The organism is Paenibacillus sp. BK033, from assembly GCF_004345425.1.
Lineage (GTDB): Bacteria > Bacillota > Bacilli > Paenibacillales > Paenibacillaceae > Pristimantibacillus.
In genome coordinates, this window is record NZ_SLVP01000008.1 from 220,906 (window position 1) to 246,851 (window position 25,946).

Genomic DNA, 25,946 nt, shown 5'->3' on the forward strand with positions numbered 1-25,946 from the left:
ATATTTCCTAGTTTTCGACAAAAAATGATCGGTTTGTACTAGTTTTACGGGATATTCTCCCAGTTTGGTAGCGTTTTCAGTCGATATTTAACGCTGGAAATTAAATTTCCTTCTCCCAATCGACAAAATAAAAACCGTGCCATCCGCCGATAGAGGTCCTATTCTGTCACAAATAAGAGACTCTGGTCGATCGTCAGCACGGTTATACCAATAAATGTAAAATTTTACTTGCGATGCATCTTAAATTCTAGAAATAATTCGTTATAGTGCACGAGCATTTTTTTGCCGAGATTCTTGTAAACCTCAAGCTTTTCGGTCAGCTCTTTGTCCGGGTAGAAACGTTTGTCGCCCGAGATTTCCTCCGGCAAATATTCAAGCGCCTTGGCGTTAGGCGTAGAGTAACCGACATACTCGGCATTCTGCGCGGCATGCTCCGGATCGAGCATGAAGTTAATGAACTTGTGCGCGCCTTCGATGTTCTTCGCCGTCTTCGGAATGACCATGTTATCGAACCACAGGTTCGAGCCTTCCTCCGGCACGACGTAATCAAGCTTCTCGTTCTCGCTCATAATCTCCGACGCGTCGCCGGACCATACAAGGCCCACCGCCGCCTCTTCGTTCGCGAGCAGCAGCTTGATCTCGTCGCCCACGATCGCCTTCACGTTCGGAGTCAGCGTGCCAAGCTTCGCCTTGGCCGCCTGCAGATGCTCTTCATTCGTATCGTTCAGCGAATAATGAAGGCTGTTCAGCCCCATTCCGATGACCTCGCGAGCCCCGTCGAGCAGCAGAATCTGATTCTTCAGGCTTGGATCCCAGAGGTCATCCCAGCTATGGAACTTAAGGTCGGTCAGATCGGGATTGTAGACAATTCCAACCGTTCCCCAGAAGTAAGGAATCGAGTACTTGTTATCCGGATCAAAGCTCAGGTTAAGGAAGCTTGGATCGATATACTTCAGATTCGGCAGCTTGCTCTTGTCGAGCGGAATGAGAAGATTTTCCTCTTTCATTTTGTCAATAGCATATTCCGAAGGAATACTGACGTCGAACGTCGTGCCCCCTTGCTCGATCTTGGTCATCATGGCTTCGTTGGAATCGAAAGTCTGGTAAATCACCTTGATGCCCGTCTCCTTCTGGAATTCATCCAGCAGCTCCGGATCGATGTAATCGCCCCAGTTGTAGATCGTCAGCGTATCCTTGCCCGTATAGCCCGCGCTCGAATTGAGGTAGGAGGTCAGGTACATGAGTCCGAAGGAAACGATCAGCACGGCGATAAACGTCTGAACTAAAGATTTCATCCCCGTCCCTCCGATCGCGCCGAAGTCCGGTTATTCCGCTGGTTGATGAAGTAGTAGCCGATCACCAGCAGAATGGTGAACAGGAAGATCAGAGTCGACAGCGCATTGATGGAGAGCGCAATCCCTTGGCGGGCCCGCGAGTAGATCTCGACCGATAAGGTGGAGAAGCCGTTGCCCGTCACGAAGAAGGTCACCGCGAAATCGTCCAGCGAATACGTTAACGCCATAAAGAATCCGGCGAAGATGCCAGGCTTGATAAACGGAATAATAACTCGCGTCAGCACATGCCAGCTGCTTGCCCCAAGGTCGCGGGCCGCGTCGATCAGCGTTGGGCTCATCTCCTGCAGCTTCGGCAGAATCATAATGACGACGATCGGCACGCTGAACGCGATATGCGACAGCAGCACGGACACGAAGCCAAGCTTAATGCCGATAATGGTAAACATGATTAAGAACGAAGCGCCGATAATGACGTCCGGGCTGACGATCAGCACGTTATTGAGCGACAGCAGCGCGTTTTTCGGCTGGCGTCTTCTTACGTAATGTATGGCTAAAGCGCCAGCAATGCCGAAAATAACCGAGATAGCCGACGACAAGAGCGCGATAACAAACGTGTTCAGCACGATAATGAGCAGCCGCGTATCCGCGAAGACCTCCTGGTACCACTCGAACGTAAAGCCTTCGAAGTCGCGCATCGCTCCCCCGCTGTTGAACGAATAGAAGATCAGATAGAAGATCGGCGCGTACAGAATGATAAATACGGCGATCAGGTACACATTAGACAGCTTTGCGGTTTTCATTCTGCAGCCCTCTCTTTCTGCTGCCCGTGAGCAGCATAATAACCGCCATCGCGATAATGAGAAACACCGCGATCGTAGCGCCCATGCCCCAGTCCTGGGTCACGAGAAAATGCTGCTCAATCGCCGTACCGAGCGTAATCACCCGATTGCCCGCGATAAGGCGCGTAATCATAAAGAGCGACAGCGCGGGGATAAAGACCGCCTGGCAGCCGGACTTCACGCCGCTCAGCGTCAGCGGGAAGATAACCCGGCGGAACGCCGTCCACGGCGATGCCCCAAGATCCCGTGCCGCGAACACCAGCGAAGGATTCATCTCCTCCAGCGAGTTGAAGATCGGCAGGATCATAAACGGGATAAAGATATAGACCGATACGAAGATAAAGCTGAAATCGGTGAACAGGATCTGCTGCGTACCGATGCCGATGAATTTGAGCATCCCGTTTACCGCGCCGTATGTGCCGAAGAGGCCAAGGAAAGCATAAGCCTTGAGCAGCAGATTGATCCAGCTTGGCAGGATGATCAGCAGCAGCCATAGCTGCTTATGCTTGGTTCGCGTCAGCAGGTAGGCTGCCGGATAGGCAACCAGGAGCGAGAACGCGGTAATCAGAAAAGCGTACCAGAACGAGCTGAGCGTCATCTTCATATAGACCGGCGTGAAAAACTTCTCGTAGTTACCGAACGTGAAGTTCCCCTCTACGTCGAAGAAGGAGTAGTACACGACCAGCACGATTGGCGTAATAACGAACAGCGCGATCCACAGGAGATACGGAATGAGATAAAAGTTGCGCGTATTAGTTCTCATCTTGACCCTCGCTGTACGCGTCCAGACGCTTATCGAATTCTTCCTCCGTCTCGCCGAAGCGCATGACGTGAATCGCTTCCGGATCAAAGTACAAGCCGATTTGCTCGCCTACGGCTGCTTTTTTCGTGGAGTGGACAAGCCATTCATTGCCCGCTTCATCGTAGCAGGAGATCTCGTAGTGAACGCCGCGGAACAGCTGAGAGTCGACGCGCACTTGCAGCTTGCCTTGCTCCAGTGTCGTAATTTCGAGGTCCTCCGGACGGATGACGATCTCCACCGGCTCGTTCGGGTTAAGGCCTTGGTCGACGCATTCAAACGCACGGCCCGCGAATTCAACCTCGAAGTCCTGTTTCATGCGGCCGGGCACAATGTTGGATTCCCCGATAAAATCGGCCACGAACCGGTTAATCGGCTCATCGTAAATATCGTTTGGCGTGCCTGACTGCTCGATCTTGCCCTGGTTCAGGACAAAGATCTCGTCGGACATCGCGAGGGCCTCTTCCTGGTCATGGGTGACGAAAATAAACGTAATGCCAAGACGGCGCTGCAGCTCGCGAAGCTCGTATTGCATCTCGGTGCGGAGCTTCAGGTCCAGCGCGGAGAGAGGCTCGTCCAGCAGGATTACTTCCGGCTCGTTCACGATGGCGCGGGCAATCGCGACGCGCTGGCGCTGGCCGCCGGACATTTCGCTGATATTGCGCGTCTCGTAGCCTTCCAGGTTGACGAAGCGAAGCGCTTCTTTTACCTTGGCCGTGATCGCCGCGTTCTTCAGCTTCTTGATGCGAAGGCCAAAGGCGACATTTTCGAACACGTTAAGATGAGGGAACAGCGCGTAGTCCTGGAAGACGGTGTTCACTTGGCGTTCGTTCGGCGGAATCCGGTTAATCACCTTGCCGTTGAAATAGATCTGACCCTTGGACGGTTCGATGAACCCGGCGATCAGCCGAAGAATCGTGGTTTTGCCGCAGCCCGACGGGCCAAGCAGCGTATAGAATTTGCCTCTTTCAATCTCGAAGCTGACTTCGCTCAAGACGGTCGTCTGATCGTCGTATAGCTTTGTCACTTGCTCGAATCGGATGATCGTTTGATCCGACATGATGGCTGCACTCCTTCATACCCGGAGGTAAACATAGTTAATGGTTTAGGTTCCTAACGATTGCTTTCAGCATTTGATTATACATGAAGCTTGCTTGTGCGCGCATGACTTTTTGCGTGTCCGGGGGTATAATACAGAAATAAGTATCTAATAAAAACCTATTTACAATAAAAAGGAGTGTATAATCCTATGGCACAATATCGCGAGATTGATTCTATGGAAGGCTGGAACGAAACGTTCGAGGCTTCGAGCGACCGTCCAACCGTTATTTTCAAACACAGCACAACTTGCCCGGTAAGCGCCAACGCGTACCGCGAGTTCAACGAATATTTGAACGGCAGCCCGCGCGAAGACGCTGATTATGTACTCGTTAAAGTAATCGAGTCCCGCCCTGTATCGCTGCAAATCGCGGAAGACACTTCGGTGAAGCACGAATCGCCGCAAATCATCTATTTGGACAAAAAAGCAAAAGTATGGTCCGCGTCCCACTGGGCGATTACGAAAGAGCATATTACGGCGGTATTGGACTAAGCTTGTTGTATGCGTGGCCTGCAGCAGTGTTGATTCCCTCCTTGAGGGGATCGCACTGCTGTTTTTTATTAGGTTGGCTATCATTGCCTCCTTCTAGTCCCTGCACCTCGCGCGCCTCCCGGCGCAAAGTGCCATGGCGGCGATTGGCGCTCAGGGCTCGGTGACACTTCTCGGCGGCGGTGCCGCCGTCCGTCCATACGGCGGGTCACCGCCTTGTAGCTAAGGTGAGTTGAGTGCTGCTACCGCCCTCCGCCTACGTTACACGAAATGCACGATAAAGGTGCTAGGCAGCCCAGTAACTCGGAATATCCTGCACGAAATGCAGGATATCAGGGAAATGCAGCCCCGATCCGTGCAAATTAGGGCTACATCCTGCATTCTGTGCAAGATAAGTTGCCCCGCATGCGCGAAATGGGCTTATATGCTGCATTTTGGGCAGTATATCGTTAAGAGGCCGGCTATTGGGGATGAGTTGGAGTGGTTGAAGTGCAGATATCCGCCTACGGTTGCACGTTGTGCATCATACGACGGGTCACCGCCTTGTAGCTAGTTAGTTGATGACCTCGTCGTCCGCTATGTTGCAAGAAATGCACTATAAAGGTGCTAGGCAGCCCAGTAACCCGGAATATCCTGCACGAAATGCAGGATATCAGGGAAATGCAGCCCCGATCCGTGCAAATTAGGGCTATATCCTGCATTCTGTGCAGGATAAGTTGCCCCGCATGCGCGAAATGGACCTATATGCTGCATTTTGGGCATTATATCGATAAGAGGCCAGTTATTGGGGATGAGTTGGAGTGGTTGAAGTCCCGATATCCGCCTACGGTTGCACGAAATGCACTATACGGCGATCACCGCCTAGTAGCTATTTAGTTGAGTGCTGCTACCGCCCTCCGCCTACGTTGCACGAAATGCACATAAAGGTGCTAGGCAGCCCAGTAACCCGGAATATCCTGCACGAAATGCAGGATATCAGGGAAATGCAGCCCCGATACGTGCAAATTAGGGCTATATCCTGCATTCTGTGCAGGATAAGTTGCCCCGCATGCGCGAAATGGGCTTATATGCTGCATTTTGGGCATTATATCGTTAAGAGGCCGGCTATTGGGGATGAGTTGGAGTGGTTGAAGTGCAGATATCCGCCTACGGTTGCACGTTGTGCATCATCATGATGGATCACCGTCCAGTAGCCAGTTAGTTGATGACCTCGTCGCCCGCCTACGTTGCACGAAATGCAGGATATCAGGGAAATGCAGCCCCGATACGTGCAAATTAGGGCTATATCCTGCATTCTGTGCAGGATAAGTTGCCCCGCATTCGCGAAATGGACCTATATGCTGCATTTTGGGCATTATATCCTGTAAGCCAATAGGATGAGACTGTTAAACCCAAAAAAGCTATGCTACACTAATCTTCAGACGAAGAACGTCCCAAGCCATTAGCCATTATGGCAGCATTGGGGCGTTCTTTTTTATTTTTCGGGGAGGTTAGGTGTATGACGGTTAACGATGAGTATGAAGAAGCGCATCGGCGATTTATGGAGACTCATATGGAAGGAAGGACGGGGGAACGGAAGGGGAGGTTGGCCCGAGGGCATAACTTCGCCGAGAAGCTGTTCCTCCAGAATGTGTGGTGGCCGCTATTCGGCAGCTTCGAGCATTTGCATCCCGAATATGAGGTTTACGATTGGAATCGCAAATCGCAATTCGTAGACTTCGCTTATTTACCCCCACAAGGCATGTTTGCTATCGAGTGCGACGGCTTCCAAAGCCATGTGAAAGATATGGACCGCGAGAAATTCAGCTACTCCTTGAATCGGGATACATTCCTCACGGGAATGGGGTGGAAGATGATTCACTTCTCCTTCGACGATGTGCAGAACCGTCCGGAGATATGCATCATGCTGTTGAAGCATGTTCTCGGTACGCATATGATTCGAGGCCGGCACAACGCCGGGAGCCTTTTATTCCCATCGGCCGAGAGAGACATTCTTCGGTTTGCTTTTCACACGGGAGGACGTGTCGGCCCCAAGGATTTATCCGATCATTTCCGTGTCAGCTTCCGCACCGCGCGCAAAAGACTGCAGTCGCTATCTGCAAAAGGAATGCTGAAGCCGATCGAGCGCGGCGTCCAGATTCGATATTACGAGCTGAACGACCGGGCTATTGAGCATCTGTAACCTCACCGATTCCTTGTCCACCTGAAGCAGATATGGATTGAGGCTGCTTCAAATAACTAGCTACTTGGCGGAGACGCGCCATTTCAATCTCTCCCCTTCTCTCTCACCCATAGCTGGCCTATTAATTTATGCTGCACGAAATGCAGCATATTGGTCCATCTAGGGCTGGCTGTGCGAGTTATCCTGCATAGAATGCAGGATATAGCCCCGATTCGAGCTTATCGGGGCAGATTTTCTCGTATATCCTGCATTTCGTGCAGGATATTTCGGTTACTGGGTCGCGTTGCGCCTTTATGATGCATTTCGTGCAACGTAGGCGGACGGCGGCGGTACTTCAACTAACTAGCTGCTTGGCGGACACGCACTACTCCAGTGCACAAAGTGCTATATTGGCGGATGGCGGTACTTCAACTAACTAGCTACTTACCTGGTGGACCCGCACTACTCCAGTGCACAACGTGCTACTTAGGCGGATGGCGGTCTTCGACTAACTAGCTATTGAACGAGAAAAAGGCCACGGGACTAGCCCGTGGCCTAATCTTTAATCCAAGCTGGCGGGGCTTAGCCCAGCGTCAGCTCGAACAAGCGCGCGGTGCGCGGGCTTGGCAGCGTCACGCGCAGCTCGCCTGCAGCGGCGTCCCAGCTGCAGCCGGTGTCGCCCGCGGCTGCCGGGTACGCGCAGCGCGCAGCAAGCGGCTTGCCGCTGAGCTCCGGCAGCGGCAGAGCGAGCTCGCTCGACTCGCCGCCGATGCGCCATACGGCGAGGTACAGCTTGTCGCCGCGGCGCAAGCCCAGCGACAGCCAGTCGTCGCCATGCGCCGGCAGGCCAAGCGGCCATACCGGCAGCGCTTCGCGGATATCGCCGCGAATGGTTTTATAATAATCTAGCGCTTCCTTCACCAGCTCGCGGCGGCGCGGGCTCAGCTCGGCCAGATGACCGGACTGGTGAACGCGAAGCAGCAGAGCGTTAACCATGTTAAAGATCACTTCCTCGTCGTCGCCCTCGCGAAGCGGATACGACCATACGGCCGCCTGCTCCGGCGTCAGTACGGCAGGCGCACCCGCCGCGATCGACGCGTATTTCACGTAATCCTCCTGATCGCTTGTCGACTGAATGCTGTAGCGGCTCAGCATCGCATAGTCCATTCGCATGCCGCCGCTGGAGCAGTTCTCGATCACTAGCTCAGGATAACGCGCAAACACGCCGTCCAGCCAAGCCAGATAAGCACGGTTATGCTGGAGCAGACCGTCGCCAACGCTGTCCGCATCCGTCTCGGTACCGATACCCGCGTTAATGTTGTAGTCCATCTTGATGTAGCCTACGCCATAGTCCTCGACCAAGCGGCGGATGACCTCATCCGCATGCGCGATAACGGCCGGATTGCGGTAATCCAGCTGGTAGCGGCTGCGGTCCTTCACCCGCTTCCCGTGACGCATGAAGAACCAGCTGTCATCGGTATCCGCCAGCTTCGGCGAGTTGATGCCCATGACTTCAAGCTCAAGCCACAAGCCGGGAATCATTCCTTTGCTGCGGATATAATCGAGCACGTATTTGATCCCTTCCGGAAAACGCTCCTCCGAAGGCAGCCACTGGCCTACGCCATCCCACCATTCGCCCGGTGCGTACCAGCCTGCATCGATACAGAAGTATTCGCAGCCTACGTCAGCTGCCGCATCTATGAGCGGAAGCAGCTTTTCGGTCGTTGGCGAACCCCACAAGCAGTTCATATAGTCATTAAAAATAACGCGAAGCAGCTTGTTATCGTCATTCTCGCGGCGGATGCGCCGGCGGTATACAGTCAGCTGTTCGGCCGCTTCCTCGACTCCGCCCTCTACCGCGCCAATCGCAACCGGTACGGATACGAAATTCTCGCCCGGAGCCAGCTTCAGCCACCAGTGGTTGTCATGCTCGGTTGGTCCGCTGATCAGCAGCGTCAAACGGTCGACCTGATCGGTCAGCTCCCAATGCCACGAACCGTTATGCTCAATCTGCCAGAATAGGCTTTCACCCGAAGCCGTGTTCGACATAATGGCCATCGGAATAAGCTCAGCCGCCGACCAAGAACCGGTGTTGCTGAACGCGAGACGTTTCGAGCCGCGGTCGATCAGATGCGACATGCCAAGCTCCGGCAGCGTATACGTCCGCCATTGCAGCTCGCTTTGCCATGCGTTATGCGCGAGAGTTACCGTTACCTTGTCATCGCGGTCCCCTTCGCCGTCTTTATCAAAGCCGGTCAACGCGAAGGAAGATACGTACTCTATGCCTACTTCCTTACCGCCGCCATTCACAATCTCCGTCCAGCAGCGCGCAACCTGAGCGCCGTCATAGAACTGAACGTTCCACAAGGCCGTTACGCCGGTAACCGGATCCTTGAGCCCAAGCACCAGCTTCCGTCCGAACTCATTGCGGGTATCAGATAATCCGTCATGCACCATCCGCAGCCCCGGCTGCGAAGCACGGTGCGTACGGCCGTGATATTCCGCCCGGTCCTCGCCGGTTAATTGCAGCTCCAGCAGGCGGAAGCCTTCTTTTTGTACAGCCGCAACCGACTCCTCCATCCAAGGCAACGCGCCGAAGTGAAGCAGCAGCACATCGCCATTCTCCCGCACCTCATATACCAAATGCAGGCCATTCTCTTCGATCTTGTTAATCCCCGCCGCCGTAGCCAATTTCTCCATCTCCTATTCCCGCCTTTCCGTTTCTAAAGAAACTACAGATGCTTATTTCGCTAAATTCGCTGCTTTTTCAACTCTAACGAAACTCAGACACGCTATTCACCATCAAACCATGCTCAATCTGAAAAAAATAGGCCAAATCACGTTACCCAGTTTCGTTACGTCCCACAGGTGGCGCATGCCCCAAATGGGCATCTCATGCCTCATCAATACGCTAACCACGCAGTGGCGCATGCCCCAAATGGGCATCGCATGCCTCGTCAGCACGCTAGCCACAGGTGGCGCATGCCCCAATGGGCAACGCACGCATCATCAGCCCGCTAGCCCCGCCGATGGGGCTTGCCCCAATGGGCAAAGCATGCGCCATGCAGCCGCCCAACCTGCTAGCGCCGCGGAAGGCTCAGGCCCCTAATTAGCCGGCCCACCAACCATTAAAAAAGAGGCTGTCCCATCAGCCATTGGCTTCTGGGACAGCCCCTCGTTAAAGTAGCTTATTCGGCCGACCCGAATTGCTGCCATGCAGTCTGGATTTCGTTGATGGCTTGATCTTTCTTCTTGCTGCCGCCGATGTAAGCCTGCATGATTTCGCCGAATTTCTGATGGAACGTATCGAGCGAGTAGTTAACCGACAGGTCGCCGGATTTTTGCGTTTTCAGGATCTCTTCCATTTGCTTAGGCATATCCAGGTCAGGAAGCGGAGCGTCCTTGATTGGCGGAATGACCTTCGCTACGTTGGAGAACCATTGCTTGCCGTAGTCCGAAGTGTACAGCCAGTTGAAGAAGTCGATCGCTTCACGGGCTACTTTGGAATCTTTGTTGATGCGAAGCGCTTGGTCGGCGCCTGTAACGATTTGCGCTTGCTCAGGCTTGTCGCTTACAGGGTAGCCGGCGATGCCGATTTGGATGTCCGGGCTGATTTTCTTGATCGCTTCCTCATCCCATGCGCCTTTACCCGTCATGAACGCTGCTTTGCCTTGCGCAAAGTCGCTGACTTCCGCGTTGCTGTCGCGCTCAAGCGGCTTGTCCGTACCGTGTTTAACGGTCAGGTCGATGAAGTTGAAGAAGTTGTCCTTCAGAACCGGATGATCGTTGAACGTTGTTTTGCCGTCGATGAATTGCTGTACCAGCTCTTTAGGCGCGATACCCGCATCTTCAGCAGCTGCGTTTACATAGTGTTGGAAGATGTGCTTCCATACCCACCACTCTTTATAAGCGTTGGCGAATGGCGTGATTTTCTTCGCTTCAAGCTTCGCGATATCATCGTTCAGCTCTGCGATCGTTTTAGGAGGCTCGGCGATGCCTGCATCCGACAGAAGCTTCTTGTTGTAGATCAGCGTCATCAGGTTGCCTTTAACAGGCAGACCCAGTACTTTGCCGTCCGAAGAAGTCATGTTGGCTTTAACGCCGTCCGTCATCGCAGCCGCAAGAGGCTCGTTGGTCAGATCCGCGCTGTATTCAGCGAAAGTATCGATGTCACCGCCAGCCGTTGTCTGGAACACGTCAGGCGTGCTGCCCGAAGCGATCTTGGATTTCAACACTGTATTGTAATCGGCTTGCATGATTTCAAGGTTGATCGTTACGTTTGGCTTCACTTTCTTGTACTCGGCGATGTACGCGTTGAACGCATCCGTGTACTCCGGAGAAGCTGTGAACATGTTAATCGTTACCGGTTTGTCGGAAGCCGCGCCATTACCCGCCGCACCACCGTTATTAGCTGTTTCATTGCCATTGTTGCCGCCGCAAGCAGCGAGCATGCCGCCGACCAGCGCAAGGCTGAGCGACACCGAAGCTATTCTTTTGAACATTGTAACGCCCCCGTTTCTCATAGTTGCCAGCATTTCTGACTTCCCGTCCACGATTGGCGGGCTGTTATTGTAGCTGACCTTATGCACACGTTTATCATAATGAATAAGGATCGGGATAAAAATGCACATAAGTGACTAGTTAAGGGTAAAAAAGCGGAGTGTTGCCCTAGTTCACTTTTTATCCTTCCTTGCGAGCGGTTCGATACTCCGTCGGCGAAATGGAGAAATAATTCCGGAATGCTTTGCTGAAATAATTCTTGTCCTTGTAGCCAAGCATCTCGGAAATATCCTGGATCTTCAGGCTTGGATCGTCGAGAAGCTCCTTCGCCTTGTCCATTCGAATACGCTGCACGTACTCATGGATCCCGCATCCGAACTGCTGCTTGAACAGCTTCATTATATATTCCCGGCTTAGAAAATATTTATCAGCGAACATCGAAATTTTGATGTCTTCGTAATACCGGTTATCGATGTACGCTTTAATATCTCCAATCTCGAAGGGACGATTCGCGGACTGCGTCAGGCGGATCTGCTCTAAGTAGAAGTGAAGCGCATCCTCCAGCAGCCGGCTGAACTGCTCATAGCTCGCAAAGTCGTCGGACAAGCCCATGAAGCGAACCGGATGCTCCTCCATTAAAGGCAGCTTGTCCCTGGGCACGCCAAGCTCCAGCGAGATATCGTTGAGCAAAATAATGAACCGGGCCAGCGACTGATCCGCTTCCCCTATCGTAAACAATTCGGCGCCGCCCCATTTTCTCAGCTCTTCGGACAGAATCGATTTCGCCCCAGCCGTATTGCCGGACTCCAGCGCCGCCCGGAACAACTGAATTCGACCTGTTACAGGATAGCTTTCGTTAACGGACTTCATGACGGTATTGGCCACAAAGTACCCCTTCAGCTTCAGCAGATCAATTCCGTTGATCGCCGCCTTGGCCGTCTCGTAAGAGGAGGCAATTTCCATAATGCTCTCGCAGGGGGTGCCAATTCCCGCAACGGCCACGATGCCAAGCAGATCTTGAAGCGCCGCCAGCGCTTTGTTCATCTGGTGCAGCGAGCGGTACGCGATATCCTCCTGGTAAGCGCCCTTCATCGTCAAGATGACGATAAGCTCGCGGTCCAGCTTGGGACTGGCGAAGCTAAACGCCTGGAAGTACTCGCCCGCAATCTCGTTCAGCATATTCCCCACGGCAAAATGAAGCAGGTCCACGTCCGAATGGAACCGGGCTTTCCGCACCTTCTCCATATTCAGCATCCTCAGCACGACCGCGGCGAACCGGTTGTCCGGATCATCCGCCCCGATCAGCGGAAGGAAAGCCTCGTTCGTCTGGCTGCGGAAGCTGCGGTCGATAATGGACAGATACATTTTCTCCTTCAGCTTGGGCAGGGACATATTGAGGGTAATATTGCGGTTAATGAACTCGCTCTCCCGAACGCGGCGCGCTTCCAGCAGATCGACCGCCTTGCGCAGCGCGGCATTCAGGTCCTGCCGGTTAATCGGCTTGAGCAGATAGTCGACAACCTTCGAGCGAATAGCCTGCCGGGTATATTCGAAATCGTTATATCCGCTAATCACGATGGCCGGCAGATCCGGGTAGTCCTGCTCCAGCACCTGCAGCAGCTCCGCGCCGCTCATGCCCGGCATCTTCATATCCACCATCACAAGATCCACCGAATGGCTGGCCATCATCTCAAGCCCCATCTTGCCGTCGGTAGCTTCCAGCACCTCGCCCACGCCAAGGCCTTTCCAGTCGCCCAGAATCCGTATGGCCTCGCGAAGCGGTTCCTCGTCGTCGATAATAAGAACTTTATACATATTGCCCGCCTCCCCGCGGTATTAGCATTTCCATTTCCGTGCCGGTCGGACTTGTCCGGATCACCAGCTGCGAGCTTGTTCCGTACAGCAGCTTGAGCCGCGTATTCAGGTTAACCAGACCGACGCTTCCTTCTTCCTCCGTCCGTTCATTCCAGTCGCCCTCGAACGATTCGAGCACGTCCTTCAGCCTGCCCGGCGCAAAGCCGGGTCCGTTGTCGCTGACGATAATGAAGGCATGACCGCCCGACGCCCTTGCGCTGATCCGGATGGTTACGGGACTGGAGACCATCTCGACCCCATGCTTGATGGCATTTTCCACCAAGGTCTGAAGCGACAGCTTAGGTAGCTCCAGCTCCTTGAGGTCCCGGTCCCAGTCGATGACCAGCTGCAGCCTGCCTCCGAACCGCGCCTTCTGCAGCGACATGTAGCGTTCGATATGCAGCAGCTCCTCGCTCGCGCGAACGATATCCTTGCCGCTGATGCAATACCTGAGCGTAAGCGCCAGCGCGTCCACCATGTCCGCGATATCGAAGCGCTCCGCCTTCAGCGCCTTGGTCGAGATCGCTTGCAGCGCGTTATAGAGGAAATGCGGATTAATCTCCGCCTCGAGCGCCTTCAAGATGGCGTTCTTCTCCACCAGCTTCATCTTGTAGCGCTCGTTGATAAGCTCATTCGTCTGGCTGACCATCTGATTGAATTGGCGGGACAGATAAGCCAGCTCATCCCGGCCGACAACCTCTGTGGAAGCCTCGAAATCCCCGGTACTAAAGCGCTTCATCTGCTGCGAGAGCAGCTTGAGCGGCTTGGTGACCGCATTGGAGAAATACGTGATCAGCACAACCGCCAGCAGCAGGAACAAGAGACCGATCATAAAGTTCAAGTTACGGGTTGTCTTCGCGGCCGCATAAAGCTCTTTGTAAGGAATCGGCTTCACTAACTTCCACCCGTCCTGCGCCCCTACGTTATAGACGACCAGATATTTGTTATTTTCCGGTGAATTCCAGGTTAGGCCGTTGGCTTCCGTTCCGTCCGTCTTAATCCCTTTCATCAAGCCGCTGCCCTCCATCGACTCATAGAACGTTCTGTCATCCAGCGCGAACGGCACATTGTCAGGACTTAGGAAGAACAGATGCTGGCCTCTGTCCTCGGGTATGTCCTGCATGATTTTATTCATCGTGCTCTTGTTGTAATAAAAGGACACTACCGCCTGAGGAGCGCGGGTCGAGATTGAACGAAGCACCCGGTGATACGCCATAAAGCTGCGGCTCGGGTCCATATCGTAGCCCCGTTCCTCGTTCGACAGAAGGAAGGACTGATACGCCTGATTCGTCCCGCTGTCCATCGCCTGCTTGTACCAGGACATCGTTGGTATATTGTCCGCTTGGCCCGACCGGATCTTGATATCGAAGTTCTCCTTGGCAATCGTGTAGTACGTGCCGCTCCTGACGAAATACAAATAAATCGCTTCGAGATCCTCGTTGCTGCGGGAGAAATACATGTTTCGCAGGTAATCCTCCACGTACATTTTGGATGCATAATCCGTGGACGCATGCGTAATGGCAAAAGCCAGCTCGTCGTAATTCACCTGCGGGAGCGACAGCTGCTCCATCCCGTCAAGGTAATCCTCCAGATTCTTGTTGACGAGGAGCAAATTGTTCGACGTGCTGGCAATGCTGTTATTAAGCGCTTCCCGCTGCAGCATTTTGTACGAGATGAAGGTCAAGGACCCCACAACCAGAATAATGATCGTCGTAAAAAGCAAAATAAGCTTGTTCACCAATCGGCTGGACACACGCTCGGTCAAGACGCTCCAGCTTTTTGCGATATGATTTGCGATAACCATCCACTCCCCCATGCTCAAAGGTGCCTGCCGTACAGTTCACCTTTTTACCCCTAACAGATTTCATATATCCATTTTGGCTGCCTTAAGGCGCAATTATAATACACAGTATATCGAATAAGGTACTGATGTATAGTCGGCCAACGACATCCGGACATACGAGGCGACAACTGACGACATCGAGAAGAGGTGCAAATATGTTTAAGAAAATGGGGAGAAAAGTAAGCGAGAAAATCGAGTTCGGGCTGTTCACGCTGCCGGTTCTCATCTGTATCGCGATCGCCTTCTACATTCCGTTCGCGATGACGATCCGCTATTCCCTGACCAAATGGAACGGGATCTCCAAGCATCCTAAATTTATCGGACTTGATAACTTCAAGCAAATTTTCCTGCATGACACGAACTTTACCCAATCGGCATGGTTCACGATTAAATACGCGGTTCTTTACATTGTGCTCATTAACGTGTTCGCGATTCTGCTGGCACTGGTGCTCGACATGAAGCTCAAATCAACGTCTTGGCTGCGTGCGGCATTCTTCATCCCGTACATCCTGAGCCTTGTTATCGTCGGCTTCATCTGGAAATTCATCTTCATGCAAGGCTTCGAATCGCTTGGCGCAAGCACGGGCTGGGGCATCTTCAAGCTCAGCTGGCTGGGTGAACCGGGACTAGCCTTTATCTCCGTCCTGTTCGTATCCATCTGGCAATCGATCGGCTTCTATCTCGTGATTTACATCGCCGGCCTGCAGTCGGTGCCGGATGATCTGAAGGAAGCGGCCACCGTTGACGGGGCTGGCCCAGTCCGCCGCTTCTTCAGCGTAATCCTGCCGCTTCTGGCTCCATCGATTACGATCTCGGTCTTTATGGCCCTGACGAACTCGATCAAAGTATTCGACGTCATCCTGTCGCTCACCGGCGGCGGTCCCGGCGGCACGACTTACAGTATCGCTTACGATATCTACCGCGATACCTTCCAGAACAACCTGTACGGCTACGGTACGGCCAAAGCGCTGATCCTGTTCGTTGCCGTGCTCATCATTACCGTTATTCAATTGACGATCTTCAAACGCAGGGAGGTTGAGGCATAATGAACCGTCAATCCAAAGCCGGACGCATCACGCTCGAAGTGGTGATGGTCCTCCTGTCTCTGTTGTTCCTGTATCCGCTGTTCCTGGCGATCATTAACTCGTTCAAGAGCTTTGGCGAGGTCATGAGAGACGTCATTGCTCTTCCGACCAAGCTGTCGTTCGGCAACTACGAGCATGTGTGGAACGTCATCAACTACCCGAAGCTGTTCCTGAACAACTTCGTAATCACCGGGCTTGGTCTCGTGGGGATTATCCTCGTTTCCTCGATCGCGGCTTATAAGCTGGCCCGCACGAAATCGAAATGGAGCGGCCTGATCTACATGCTCTGCATTATGCCGATGCTGATTCCGTTCCAGTCGATTATGCTTACCGTTCTTAAGCTGTCCCAAAAGCTTTACATTACCGAAAGCACTTGGGGACTTGGCCTTCTGTACTGGGGCTTCGGCGCACCGCTGGCCGTGTTCATCTACCATGGCTTCGTTAAAGGCATTCCGAAAGAAATCGACGAGAGCGCAACGATTGACGGCGCTTCCGGCTTCCGCCTCTTCTTCAGCGTGATCTTCCCGCTGCTGAAGTCCGTAACCACAACGATCGTCATTATCGACGTGATGTGGATCTGGAACGACTTCCTGCTGCCGCTCCTTATGGTTAACGGCTCGCCGGATACGAAGACGCTGACGCTTGCGGCTTACACCTTCGTTGGCCAATATACGTCGGACTGGCAGTTTGCGATGACGGCCATGGTCATGGCCGTTCTGCCTTCGATCGTCGTGTTTATCTTCCTGCAAAAATATATCGTTAAAGGCGTTGTAGCCGGCGCCGTTAAAGGTTAATGGCGTTAATGCCCGTCCGCTCCTTCCGCATCCCTTGCATGCGGCGGGCCGGATGGGCATTTTTGCCGTTCCCGGCCTATATCAGCTGATCGTCATTAACCGGGAGCGTTCCGTTTTACCGCAGCTAAAACTGCGATTCGACAGAATCACTGTTTTTTAGAATGATTATCGTAACATTCGACAAAAAATGATACACTATCGTTTAGTAAGAATTAGGAAGGAGCATCGCCTGCCATCCATGGTCTATAAGATACGGCCGCGCAAAGGCTTTAAGCTGTCCTCTATTATTTCATTTGTCGTCATCCTATCCGTTCTGATTACCATCTTCATCAGTACCATTATCGGATATAACACCGAGCGAAAGTCGCTCTTCAACAATACAATCGAAATGAACGGCATTGCGGCGCTGAACTTAAGCAAAACGACGCAGTCGCTTGTTATATCCATGCAGAAGAGTCTCGAGGTGACCGCGGATTATTTCTCGGACATCGAGCTAAGCGATCGGAATGTCTTGTCCCAGCTGGATTTCTTTATGGGGACAAGCCCTTATTTCAACTCGCTTACGATTGTGAACAAGAACGGCGTTATTGTCTCTACTTCGCCCAACAACCTGAATCTCATAGGCAGCAAGCCGACTTCGGAAGCGACAACGGAATCGCTCCGGTTGAAGAAGCCGTATATATCGAAGCCGTTCCATGCCATAACCAACCGGCTGATCGTTATGGTAAGCTCGCCGATCTTCGACCATAACGGCAATTACAAAGGCTTTGTCGGCGGATCGATCTACCTGCAGCAAGCGAATATTTTCCGCGATATTCTAGGCGTTCAGGCGAGCACCACAAACGGTTCCTACTTCTATGTGGTGGATTCCGCCGGCAACCTGATCTATCACCCGGACAAAGACCGCATCTCGGAAAATGTGAGCAGCAATCCGGTTGTCCGGAAGCTGATGAAGGGAATGTCCGGCGCGCAGCGCATCATCAACTCGCAGGGGCAAAATTTCCTTGCGGGCTTTGCGCCGGTACCGGCTGCGGGCTGGGGGATCGTCTCGCAGACGCCGCAGGACTATATTACGAATATTTCGGAAAACGTCATCCGCGAGATGACGAAGTTCTCCGCACCGTTCGTTCTGCTGCTCGTTCTTCTCTCGTTCTGGCTGTCCCGCAAGCTGGCGCATCCGCTTAACCGGCTGGCTACCTACGCCTCCCGCCTCTCCGGCGGGGATGAAGCGCTGAAGCCGCTGCAGGCGGATGTCAGCTGGAATTATGAAGCGAATCAGCTTGTCGATACGGTCGCCGTTGCCTTCAATAAGCTGCGCGCGCAGAAGGAAGAGCTGCATGCCGAAGCGAATACCGATGCGCTCACCGGCCTGACGAACCGCCGGACCATGGGGGCGATCACAACCTTATGGTTGCAGCAGGGCACGCCGTTCTCGGTTATTATTATGGACCTTGACCATTTCAAGAACGTAAATGACCGGCATGGCCATCAGATGGGCGATGAAGTGCTGAAATTTGTGGCAGGCGTCATGGTAAGCGAGAAGGGACCGGACGATTATTGCTGCCGGTACGGCGGCGAGGAGTTTACGATGCTGCTGCCTCATGCCACAGAGGCGGAAGCTGTGCAGGTCGCGGAGCGGATCCGGCGGCGGATCGAGCAGTCCGTCACCCCGATCGGCGAATCGGTGACGATGTCGCTTGGAGTCGCGACCTTCCCCGATGCGGCGGAGGAAGTTGTCGAGTTGTTCAAATTCGCCGATCAGGCACTCTACCAGGCCAAGCGCGACGGCCGCAACCGCACGGTTGCCTACAGCAGCCTGATGAATATGGCGCGTATCTAAGTTGAGGCTGTCCACCTTCAGGTGGACGGCTTTTTTTTCGCGGCTGCGGCAGCACCGGAGACCCCGATCACAGCTTTTGCCTTCTATTCGAATCTCCGAGCACATCGGCTTGACCGCTTTCTTCTAACGTAGCGGAACGGCTCATACCTTTACTACAAAGAACGATTCCGCTTTAGGAGAAGGAGACGAAAGCCTTGAACTATTATATTGATGTGGAGCCGGGCGTCAGTCTGTACGTGGAGGACACGGGCGCAGGGCAGCCAATCCTGTTCGTGCACGGCTATCCGTTGGATCACCGTATGTATGAATACCAGATTAACGAACTGCCCAAATACGGCTATCGCTGCATCCGGATGGACCTCCGGGGCTTTGGGAAATCGGACTCTCCATGGGAGAGCTACAGCCTGGATCGGATGGCCGATGATGTGCGCTGCCTTATCGATACGTTAGGCTTCAAAGAGCTTACCCTAGCCGCCTTCTCGATGGGTGGTGCGGTAGCTGTCCGTTACATGGGACGGCATGCCGGGCATGGCGTCGGCAAGCTGCTCCTGTTCGCCGCGGCCGCCCCCTATATTACGAAGCAGCCCGGCTTTCCGCAGGGCATGCCGCCCCAGGGACTGGATGCCCTCATCGGTCTCGCGTACCGAGACCGCCCGCTTATGCTGCAGGAATTCGGCAAGCTGTTCTTCCATAACGAACCGTCGCCGCCGTTCCGGCAATGGTTCGACTCCGTCCAGCTTGACCAGTCGCCACGCGCCATCATCGCCTGCGGATATACTTTGCGAGACGAGAATGTAAAGGCAGATCTGGCACGGATCAAGGTGCCGACGTACATTTTCCACGGGGTATACGACCGCGTCTGTCCCTTCGAGCTGGCTATCATCATGAAGGAAACGATTCCAAACTCCATCCTGCTCAGGTTCGATAACAGCGGGCACGCCATTTTTTACGAGGAGCTGGAGCTGTTTAACGCCTGCCTGCTGGAAGCCTTGCGGCATTAATCTCATAGCGCCCATTAAGCTTCCGCCTGCTTTGCATAACGGAGGCTTTTTCTCATGGGCCGCAAGGACAAAAGTACGGTTTTTTCCGCCGAACATGGAGATTCGGTAAAAATAGGTTTACAATAAAAGAAAAATCGTACTCTGACGTACTCTTTAGGATGTGACTGACATGACCCAGCCTTACTCGTGGAAACGCAATTTGATCGTTTTATGGATTGGTGTTTTCTTTTGCAGCACGGCCTATTCGGTTTCAATTCCGTTCATCCCGCTGTTCCTGCATAATGATCTCGGAGTGAATAGCCATCTGGAAATGTGGTCGGGATTCGCGTTTGGCATTACGTTTCTAGCCAGTGCGCTTATCGCGCCTTATTGGGGATCGCTAGCTGACAAATACGGCCGCAAGCCGATGCTCATTCGTTCGGGCTTCAGCTTAGCGGCACTTTATTTCATTACGTTCTTTATCAAAGATCCGTATGTGTTCCTTATACTCCGGGTGTTCCAGGGCCTGCTCGCCGGCTACGTGCCGGCGGCTATCGCCCTCGTCGCAACGAATACCCCGGAGGAGAAATCCGGCTACGCCCTTGGCATCATGGCAACCTCCGGCGCGACGGGCGGCATTATGGGACCGCTCATTGGCGGTACGGTCAGCCATTACATCGGGAACCGGGAATCGTTTGTTTTCTCCGGCTGTATCGTGCTGGTGGCAGCGTTAATCGCAACCTTCTTCGCTACCGAGCATAAATTCAACCGCTCCGGCGTGCGCTCCTCCGTTCTGGACGACCTGAAGCATGCCTCGCATAACAAAGCCTTCCTGACGCTCCTTGGCATGTCCGGACTTGCGATGTTCTCGGTTATGATTCTCGAGCCGCTGCTTACCGTCTACGTGCTGCAGCTAGGGACAAACGAGCATGATGCTTCCTTGCAATCCGGGATTGTGTTCTCGGCCGTCGGGATTGCGACCTTGATCGCCGCTCCGCAGTGGGGTAAATTCGGGTCGAAAATCGGCTTCTCGAAGGTGCTCTTTATCGGCTTGCTTGGCGGAGGGATCGGCAACTGCCTGCAGTTCTTCGTCGGGCATATTGCCGAATTCGGCATTCTGCGCTTCGTATACGGCCTGTTCTTCGCCGGGGTAACTCCCGCTATTAATGCGATGATCGTGAAGTCGACGGAGACAAGCTTCCGCGGCCGGGCCTTCAGCTTGAACCAGTCGGCTACCCAGTTCGCTACCATGCTTGGACCTGTTATCGGGGGCGTGCTAGGCGGCATTATCCCGATTAAATGGGTGTTTATTATTAACGGCGTTATGCTGGTGATTGCCGCCGTTCTGGTAAAGAGACAGCACATGGAGGAAAAAATGGCCGCCTCCAAAGCCGCCGCCGAGCGGTCTTAAGCCGCGTTTAGGATCATCTAGAATAATCCCCCATTCCGCATATATAATGGTAGAGTGATTCAATCTACATAGGGAGAGGAATGGTAAGATTGTTCGGAAAAGTAGCTGCCGACATACTCGGCCTCAGCGATATCGGGTCGGTTATCCGGCCGGAGAATTATGATAAGGTGGATTCCGATGACTACGTGATGCACGAAGACGGGGAAAAGATTTATTTTCTGATCAAGTCGAAAACCGACGAATACTGCTTCACCAACCTGGCCCTTATTCATCTGGACGGCACCAGCGCGGTCAGCAAGAAACGCATGCTGCACCGTTACCCTTACGCAACGAACAAGATCGGCAACGTAGCCCTGGAGACGGCCGGCACGGTCGACCTGGACGTCGAGATCAAATTCGTGATTGGCTCCGTACCGTTCTCCATCGACGTGAATAAGAAGCATATCGAGCAAGTGAAGGACTTGTACAAATCCCTTATCAAAATTTCCGAGATCCACCACGAGAACGAAATCAGCCTCAGCTTTGCCCGCCAAAGCCTGGAGCTCGCTTCCTCGACGCTTAGCCATGCCCATAAAGGCGACTACGATGTAGCCGATGCGTTCAACAAGCTGAACCAATCCGCATTCAACTGGCTCGAGGGCGCGCAGAAGCAGTACAAAGTAAAAGATTTCGGCGCAATCTTCGACCGTTATATCAATCTTTAATATGCTAAAATAAAACGCCGCCCCATGAAGGGCGGCGTTCTTGCGTTTGGCGGGGCATGTTCAGGCTTGGTCTTGATAAGAATCTACGGGCTATGCCTATGTAAATCGCTATACCTCCCCAGCCGAACGGCTTGCTGAAATTACACTGCACGATATGCAGGATACACGCACATTTGCAGGCCCATAGAGAAATTACGCTGCACAGAATGCAGGATATTACGTCAATTCGAACCGATTAGAGCTACAAATCACGAATATAGTGCATTCCGTGCAGTATCGTTCAGGTTACTGGGGCAATGCGCATCTTTATCCTGCATTTCATGCAACGTAGGCGAACGGCAGTACTTCCACTTCTGCACAGAGCAGCTTCAACGCTCAAGATACCGCTGCACAATAGCCATTGCACATTGCTTGCTGCGCTAACCGCTGCACCTTGGAGCTGCCGCTAGACCTGCAGCTCCATATGCCGGATGCGCGAGCTTTCCACTTGAATCGTGGAATGCTGAATGCCAAAGCGTTCCTCGACCAGCGCGATCGCCGCCTGCAGCACCCCTTGGCAGTCCGTTCCGTCCGCGACCTGCAGGTGGCAGCTCAAGGAGTCCAGACCGGACGTAATCGTCCAGATGTGAAGGTCATGCACGTCAACGACGCCTTCGATCTCTCCAAGCGCCGCGCGAATCTCCTTCTCGTCCACGTTCACCGGAGTCCCTTCCATCAGAATGTGGACGGTATGCTTCAACACGCTCCACGCGCTTCTTACAATCAGAACGGCAACGACAATCGAAATAATCGGATCGGCGATATTCCAATCGAAGAGGTAGATCAGCAGCCCCGCAAGCACGGCCCCTACCGAGCCAAGCGCATCGCCCAGCACGTGAAGGTAAGCGCTTCGGACGTTGAGGTTGTTATGGACATCCCCTTTGCGCAGCAGCGCCCAGGCGCTCGCCAGGTTGGCAAGCAGGCCAACTGCCGCAATCAGCATCATCGAGCCGCTTGCCACAGTCGGCGGATCAAACAATCGGCCGATGGCCTCCCAAATAATAAAGACCGAAATAACTACAAGCGTAATGCCGTTAAATAAAGCCGCCAATATCTCGAACCGGTGAAAACCGTACGTGCGAACCGCCGAAGCCGGGCGCGCCGCGAACCATACCGCCACAAGGCTGAGCACCAAGGCGCTCACGTCGCTCAGCATATGCCCCGAATCCGACAACAGCGCCAGGCTGTTGGTCACCAGTCCCCCGACAAACTCCAATACCATAATGCCCGCCGTAATAATTAACGCGATAAATAGTCCGGTCTTGTTGCCCGACATATCAAAGTGATGATGATGCCCGTGATGTCCATGGTCATGACCATGTGTCCCGTGACCGTGGCCGTGGCCATGGTGATGTCCGCCGCTGCAGCTATCCGCATGCCCCTTGCCGGAATGCGAATGCTTATGCTCCCCTTCTTGCTCGTTATGGTTATGTTCATGACTCATAAGACTGGCACCTCACTTTATATATATGAACAACTATTCATATGTTTATGATGCCGCAACCGCCTTCTTTTGTCAATCCATGGATAAGCCTTTTCCGCTAATCGCGCAATCCGCCCGGCCTTGGGATTTGACCAAGGCTCCGGGCGGAACGGATCTTCAAGTTATGGATTGTTCGTATGCTGCACGTTTTGCAGCTTTTGGGAAGCCTTGCCTTTGCCGTAACGGACCTGGTTTTTCTTCTGCTTGGCTTGCGTGGCATGAACCTTTGCCACAAATTCGCTAGTGGATTCCATCGCTTCAATCCCCTCCTTTGCCACTAGTAGGGTTTCCGCGGAGATTTCACCTTATGCGCTTCGCAAGCCGGTTGCTACAGCACCTTGGATAAAAAAGCTTTCGTCCGCTCCTGCCGCGGTTCGTCGAACAGCTGCTGCGGAGTTCCTTCCTCCACGATCATCCCTTGCTCCATGAACAGCACCCGATGCCCGACCTCCCGGGCAAAGCCCATCTCATGCGTAACGATGACCATCGTCATCCCTTCCGCCGCAAGCTCCTTCATGACGGCGAGCACCTCGCCCACCATCTCGGGATCAAGCGCCGAAGTAGGCTCGTCGAACAGCATAATGCGAGGCTCCATAGCGAGCGCCCGTGCGATCGCAACCCGCTGCGCCTGTCCGCCGGAGAGCGATGCCGGGAACTGTCCCGCTTTCTCGGCGAGACCTACCTTGCCAAGCAGCGACAAAGCAAGCTTCTCCGCATTCGCCGGTTCCAGCTTGCGTACCCGCACGGGAGCGAGCGTAATATTGCCAAGCACGTTAAGATGAGGAAACAGGTTAAACTGCTGGAATACCATCCCCATTCGCGATCGGATCCCGGTAATGCTTGACCCGGCCTCGAGCAAGGAACGGTCTTCAATCCGGATCTCGCCCCCCTCCGGCTTCTCCAGTCCATTCAGGCAGCGGAGCAGCGTTGACTTCCCCGAGCCGGAAGGGCCGATAATGACAACAACCTCCCCAGGCGCTACCTGCATGGACACATCCTTCAGAACGGTATTCGCTCCAAACGACTTATGGACTCCAGTTACAGCAATAATCGGTCCCGCCGTCATCCCGCCACCCCCTTCTTCTCCATCCAGCCCAGCAGCTTGCTAAGCGAGTAAGTCAGAATCAGATAGATAAAGGCGGCCGCAAGATAAGGCTCCCACACGCGCAGATACTGGCCCCGCATCACATTGCTCCAGTACATTAATTCCGGCGCGGCAATTAGGGCAACTAGCGAGGAATCCTTGATGAGGACGACAAATTCATTGCCGAAAGCCGGGATCATCCGTCTCACCGCCTGCGGCAGGATAATAAATCTCATCGTCTGTCCGCTGGTCATCCCAAGGGATTGCGCGGCTTCCGTCTGTCCTTTATCAATCGACTGGATGCCCGCCCGGTAAATTTCCGCCGTATAGGCGGCCGAGTTCAAAGCAAGAGCGGTAATCGCCGCAACAATGGCATCGGTATGTCCAATACAAGCGGGCACAAGCCCAAAATGCACGATCAGAATTTGAACGTATAACGGCGTACCGCGAAAAAAATGAATATACCCGCTCGTCGGCCAGCTGAGATACCATCTGGACGACATTTTGCCAAAGCTGACGGCCAGCCCCAGCATGGTGCCCAGCGCAATCGCAAGCGCAGAGATCCCAATCGTCAGCGCGGCCCCTTTGAGCAATAACGGAATATAGTCGACGATAATATCGAATCGAAAATGCATGCGCTCGTCCTCCCCGGTCAAGAAAAAAGCATGCGCAACTTGATCCCATTACGCATGCCTTATGCTGCTTACTTCGCGTTTAGCACATTGTCGACGTTCGGCTCTTCCCCGAACCATTCTTTATAAATTTCCGTATACTTGCCGTTCTCGAGCACCGTCTTGATCGCCGGATCCAGCTTCGCCTTCAGCTCGCTGCCCGCCGGAAGCAAAATGCCGTAAAACTCCGAACCAAAGCTCGCCGTGTCCATGATCGCCTTCAGCTTGCGCTCCGGATTATTCTTCATATATTCGCGGACAATCGCGATATCGGCCACAACGGCATCCACCCCGCCCGAATCAAGCTCGAGCATCGCCACCGCATTGCTGTCGAACCGCTTCAGGTCGGTATTGTCGTTGCCCATAATGCCGGACATCAACGTATCCGCCGTCGTGGAGCCCTGAACCGCTACCTTCTTGTCTTTCAGATCAGCCGCGCTGGCAACCGTACTGTCTTCCTTCACCATAATCATATTGGTGGATTCAAAGTAAGGAATGGAGTAGTCATAAGACTCTTCCCTCTCCGGCGTAATGGATACGCTCGATATTCCCGCATCATAGCTTTTGCCGGATTGCACCTCCGTCAGCATCGCGTCCCAGCCGGTATTCGTGATGGAATACTTCAGTCCCGCTTCCTCCATAACCGCCTTCAGAAAATCAACGTCAAAGCCCGAAATTTTATCCTTATCCATAAATTCCATTGGCGCATAAGCCGCGTCGGTCGCGAACTTGTACACCTTCTCGCTGGCAGTGCTGCTTGGTTGATCGCCGCCGCTTGCCGTGTTGCTGCTGCCGTTTTCCTTGTTGGCCCCGCATGCTGCCATCGTCATGACGAGAATTCCCGCTGCCAGAAGTACCGATAACCGCTTCCCCATGGTCCACTCCACCTCTCTCAACATTGGCCTAGCACAAATTGAGCTGCTCGTGCAATCTATCAATCAGCTAGCAATTCATCAAGATTTTAGCAGGTAGAAAC

Annotated in this window: 22 protein-coding genes; 9 read left to right on the forward strand and 13 right to left on the reverse strand. The window is 53.5% G+C overall.

Annotated features, from left to right (window positions below; all coding sequences use genetic code 11):
* Positions 1–224: 224 nt before the first annotated feature.
* The 4 genes from EV294_RS23610 to EV294_RS23625 are packed head-to-tail and all read right to left on the reverse strand — an operon-like array spanning position 225 to position 3,993.
* Positions 225–1,295, reverse strand: a complete 1,071-nt coding sequence (locus EV294_RS23610; RefSeq protein WP_132311327.1) for an ABC transporter substrate-binding protein — start codon at positions 1,293–1,295, stop codon at positions 225–227.
* The gene (locus EV294_RS23615; RefSeq protein ID WP_132311329.1) at positions 1,292–2,095 is read right to left on the reverse strand and encodes an ABC transporter permease; all 804 of its coding nucleotides are present in this window, start codon (positions 2,093–2,095) and stop codon (positions 1,292–1,294) included. Before EV294_RS23615 ends, EV294_RS23610 begins: the two co-directional genes overlap by 4 nt.
* Complete coding sequence (locus EV294_RS23620) at positions 2,073–2,897, reverse strand: ABC transporter permease (RefSeq protein ID WP_132311331.1); 825 nt, start codon at positions 2,895–2,897, stop codon at positions 2,073–2,075. The genes EV294_RS23615 and EV294_RS23620 overlap by 23 nt, the downstream gene beginning before the upstream one ends.
* Positions 2,887–3,993 carry an ABC transporter ATP-binding protein gene (locus EV294_RS23625; RefSeq protein WP_132311333.1) on the reverse strand — a complete coding sequence of 369 codons (1,107 nt, stop codon included), beginning with the start codon at positions 3,991–3,993 and terminating at the stop codon, positions 2,887–2,889. The genes EV294_RS23620 and EV294_RS23625 overlap by 11 nt, the downstream gene beginning before the upstream one ends.
* Positions 3,994–4,182: 189 nt before the next feature.
* On the opposite strand from EV294_RS23625, the gene ytxJ reads away from it, so the two are divergent.
* Together ytxJ and EV294_RS23635 are read left to right on the forward strand one after the other, a co-directional pair.
* Entirely contained in the window at positions 4,183–4,524 is a 342-nt protein-coding gene (gene ytxJ, locus EV294_RS23630; RefSeq protein WP_132311335.1) for a bacillithiol system redox-active protein YtxJ, read from the forward strand.
* Between the two features lie 1,495 nt (positions 4,525–6,019).
* Positions 6,020–6,703, forward strand: coding sequence for a hypothetical protein (locus tag EV294_RS23635; protein ID WP_132311337.1), 684 nt, complete (start codon positions 6,020–6,022; stop codon positions 6,701–6,703).
* Between the two features lie 561 nt (positions 6,704–7,264).
* Here EV294_RS23635 and EV294_RS23640 read toward each other — a convergent pair.
* A complete protein-coding gene (locus EV294_RS23640; protein WP_132311339.1) occupies positions 7,265–9,382 on the reverse strand; it encodes a glycoside hydrolase family 36 protein in 2,118 nt (705 codons plus the stop codon).
* A gap of 290 nt (positions 9,383–9,672) precedes the next feature.
* Between EV294_RS23640 and EV294_RS30935 the strand changes: the two genes are divergently transcribed.
* Positions 9,673–9,795 (forward strand): hypothetical protein, encoded by a 123-nt coding sequence (locus EV294_RS30935; protein WP_279513601.1) that lies wholly within the window; start codon positions 9,673–9,675, stop codon positions 9,793–9,795.
* A gap of 75 nt (positions 9,796–9,870) precedes the next feature.
* Here the strand turns inward: EV294_RS30935 and EV294_RS23645 are convergent, their stop codons facing one another.
* From EV294_RS23645 to EV294_RS23655, 3 genes are all read right to left on the reverse strand, one after another.
* On the reverse strand, positions 9,871–11,184 hold the full coding sequence (locus tag EV294_RS23645; RefSeq protein ID WP_132311341.1) for an ABC transporter substrate-binding protein: 1,314 nt from the start codon (positions 11,182–11,184) through the stop codon (positions 9,871–9,873).
* 178 nt (positions 11,185–11,362) lie between these two features.
* The gene (locus EV294_RS23650; protein WP_132311343.1) at positions 11,363–12,997 is read right to left on the reverse strand and encodes a response regulator; all 1,635 of its coding nucleotides are present in this window, start codon (positions 12,995–12,997) and stop codon (positions 11,363–11,365) included.
* Positions 12,990–14,852, reverse strand: coding sequence for a sensor histidine kinase (locus tag EV294_RS23655; protein ID WP_243711770.1), 1,863 nt, complete (start codon positions 14,850–14,852; stop codon positions 12,990–12,992). Before EV294_RS23655 ends, EV294_RS23650 begins: the two co-directional genes overlap by 8 nt.
* A gap of 182 nt (positions 14,853–15,034) precedes the next feature.
* Between EV294_RS23655 and EV294_RS23660 the strand changes: the two genes are divergently transcribed.
* From EV294_RS23660 to EV294_RS23685, 6 genes are all read left to right on the forward strand, one after another.
* Positions 15,035–15,925: a carbohydrate ABC transporter permease gene (locus EV294_RS23660; RefSeq protein WP_132311345.1), complete on the forward strand. Its 891-nt coding sequence runs from the start codon at positions 15,035–15,037 to the stop codon at positions 15,923–15,925.
* Complete coding sequence (locus EV294_RS23665) at positions 15,925–16,758, forward strand: carbohydrate ABC transporter permease (RefSeq protein ID WP_132311347.1); 834 nt, start codon at positions 15,925–15,927, stop codon at positions 16,756–16,758. The genes EV294_RS23660 and EV294_RS23665 overlap by 1 nt, the downstream gene beginning before the upstream one ends.
* 238 nt (positions 16,759–16,996) lie before the next feature.
* Positions 16,997–18,598 carry a sensor domain-containing diguanylate cyclase gene (locus EV294_RS23670; RefSeq protein WP_132311349.1) on the forward strand — a complete coding sequence of 534 codons (1,602 nt, stop codon included), beginning with the start codon at positions 16,997–16,999 and terminating at the stop codon, positions 18,596–18,598.
* 194 nt (positions 18,599–18,792) lie between these two features.
* Positions 18,793–19,599 carry an alpha/beta fold hydrolase gene (locus EV294_RS23675; RefSeq protein WP_132311351.1) on the forward strand — a complete coding sequence of 269 codons (807 nt, stop codon included), beginning with the start codon at positions 18,793–18,795 and terminating at the stop codon, positions 19,597–19,599.
* Positions 19,600–19,768: 169 nt separating this feature from the next.
* The gene (locus EV294_RS23680) at positions 19,769–20,989 is read left to right on the forward strand and encodes an MFS transporter (protein WP_132311353.1); all 1,221 of its coding nucleotides are present in this window, start codon (positions 19,769–19,771) and stop codon (positions 20,987–20,989) included.
* An 89-nt stretch (positions 20,990–21,078) separates the two neighbouring features.
* Positions 21,079–21,693 (forward strand): PH domain-containing protein, encoded by a 615-nt coding sequence (locus EV294_RS23685; RefSeq protein WP_132311355.1) that lies wholly within the window; start codon positions 21,079–21,081, stop codon positions 21,691–21,693.
* Positions 21,694–22,138: 445 nt separating this feature from the next.
* Here EV294_RS23685 and EV294_RS23690 read toward each other — a convergent pair whose 3' ends face one another.
* The 5 genes from EV294_RS23690 to EV294_RS23710 form a co-directional block, all read right to left on the reverse strand.
* Positions 22,139–23,176, reverse strand: a complete 1,038-nt coding sequence (locus EV294_RS23690; RefSeq protein ID WP_132311357.1) for a cation diffusion facilitator family transporter — start codon at positions 23,174–23,176, stop codon at positions 22,139–22,141.
* Between the two features lie 161 nt (positions 23,177–23,337).
* Positions 23,338–23,469 (reverse strand): DUF4023 domain-containing protein, encoded by a 132-nt coding sequence (locus EV294_RS23695; RefSeq protein WP_127499156.1) that lies wholly within the window; start codon positions 23,467–23,469, stop codon positions 23,338–23,340.
* A 74-nt stretch (positions 23,470–23,543) separates the two neighbouring features.
* Positions 23,544–24,266 (reverse strand): amino acid ABC transporter ATP-binding protein, encoded by a 723-nt coding sequence (locus EV294_RS23700; RefSeq protein WP_132311490.1) that lies wholly within the window; start codon positions 24,264–24,266, stop codon positions 23,544–23,546.
* 11 nt (positions 24,267–24,277) lie between these two features.
* The gene (locus EV294_RS23705; RefSeq protein ID WP_132311359.1) at positions 24,278–24,934 is read right to left on the reverse strand and encodes an amino acid ABC transporter permease; all 657 of its coding nucleotides are present in this window, start codon (positions 24,932–24,934) and stop codon (positions 24,278–24,280) included.
* 68 nt (positions 24,935–25,002) lie between these two features.
* Positions 25,003–25,845: a basic amino acid ABC transporter substrate-binding protein gene (locus EV294_RS23710; RefSeq protein WP_132311361.1), complete on the reverse strand. Its 843-nt coding sequence runs from the start codon at positions 25,843–25,845 to the stop codon at positions 25,003–25,005.
* Between the last annotated feature and the right edge of the window lie 101 nt (positions 25,846–25,946).

Coding starts and splice junctions, on each gene's coding strand:
- EV294_RS23610 (WP_132311327.1), bottom strand. CDS start 1,295: ATGAAATCTTTAGTTCAGACGTTTATCGCCGTGCTGATCGTTTCCTTC.
- EV294_RS23615 (WP_132311329.1), bottom strand. CDS start 2,095: ATGAAAACCGCAAAGCTGTCTAATGTGTACCTGATCGCCGTATTTATC.
- EV294_RS23620 (WP_132311331.1), bottom strand. CDS start 2,897: ATGAGAACTAATACGCGCAACTTTTATCTCATTCCGTATCTCCTGTGG.
- EV294_RS23625 (WP_132311333.1), bottom strand. CDS start 3,993: ATGTCGGATCAAACGATCATCCGATTCGAGCAAGTGACAAAGCTATAC.
- ytxJ (WP_132311335.1), top strand. CDS start 4,183: ATGGCACAATATCGCGAGATTGATTCTATGGAAGGCTGGAACGAAACG.
- EV294_RS23635 (WP_132311337.1), top strand. CDS start 6,020: ATGACGGTTAACGATGAGTATGAAGAAGCGCATCGGCGATTTATGGAG.
- EV294_RS23640 (WP_132311339.1), bottom strand. CDS start 9,382: ATGGAGAAATTGGCTACGGCGGCGGGGATTAACAAGATCGAAGAGAAT.
- EV294_RS30935 (WP_279513601.1), top strand. CDS start 9,673: ATGGGCAACGCACGCATCATCAGCCCGCTAGCCCCGCCGATGGGGCTT.
- EV294_RS23645 (WP_132311341.1), bottom strand. CDS start 11,184: ATGTTCAAAAGAATAGCTTCGGTGTCGCTCAGCCTTGCGCTGGTCGGC.
- EV294_RS23650 (WP_132311343.1), bottom strand. CDS start 12,997: ATGTATAAAGTTCTTATTATCGACGACGAGGAACCGCTTCGCGAGGCC.
- EV294_RS23655 (WP_243711770.1), bottom strand. CDS start 14,852: ATGGGGGAGTGGATGGTTATCGCAAATCATATCGCAAAAAGCTGGAGC.
- EV294_RS23660 (WP_132311345.1), top strand. CDS start 15,035: ATGTTTAAGAAAATGGGGAGAAAAGTAAGCGAGAAAATCGAGTTCGGG.
- EV294_RS23665 (WP_132311347.1), top strand. CDS start 15,925: ATGAACCGTCAATCCAAAGCCGGACGCATCACGCTCGAAGTGGTGATG.
- EV294_RS23670 (WP_132311349.1), top strand. CDS start 16,997: ATGGTCTATAAGATACGGCCGCGCAAAGGCTTTAAGCTGTCCTCTATT.
- EV294_RS23680 (WP_132311353.1), top strand. CDS start 19,769: ATGACCCAGCCTTACTCGTGGAAACGCAATTTGATCGTTTTATGGATT.
- EV294_RS23690 (WP_132311357.1), bottom strand. CDS start 23,176: ATGAGTCATGAACATAACCATAACGAGCAAGAAGGGGAGCATAAGCAT.
- EV294_RS23695 (WP_127499156.1), bottom strand. CDS start 23,469: ATGGAATCCACTAGCGAATTTGTGGCAAAGGTTCATGCCACGCAAGCC.
- EV294_RS23705 (WP_132311359.1), bottom strand. CDS start 24,934: ATGCATTTTCGATTCGATATTATCGTCGACTATATTCCGTTATTGCTC.
- EV294_RS23710 (WP_132311361.1), bottom strand. CDS start 25,845: ATGGGGAAGCGGTTATCGGTACTTCTGGCAGCGGGAATTCTCGTCATG.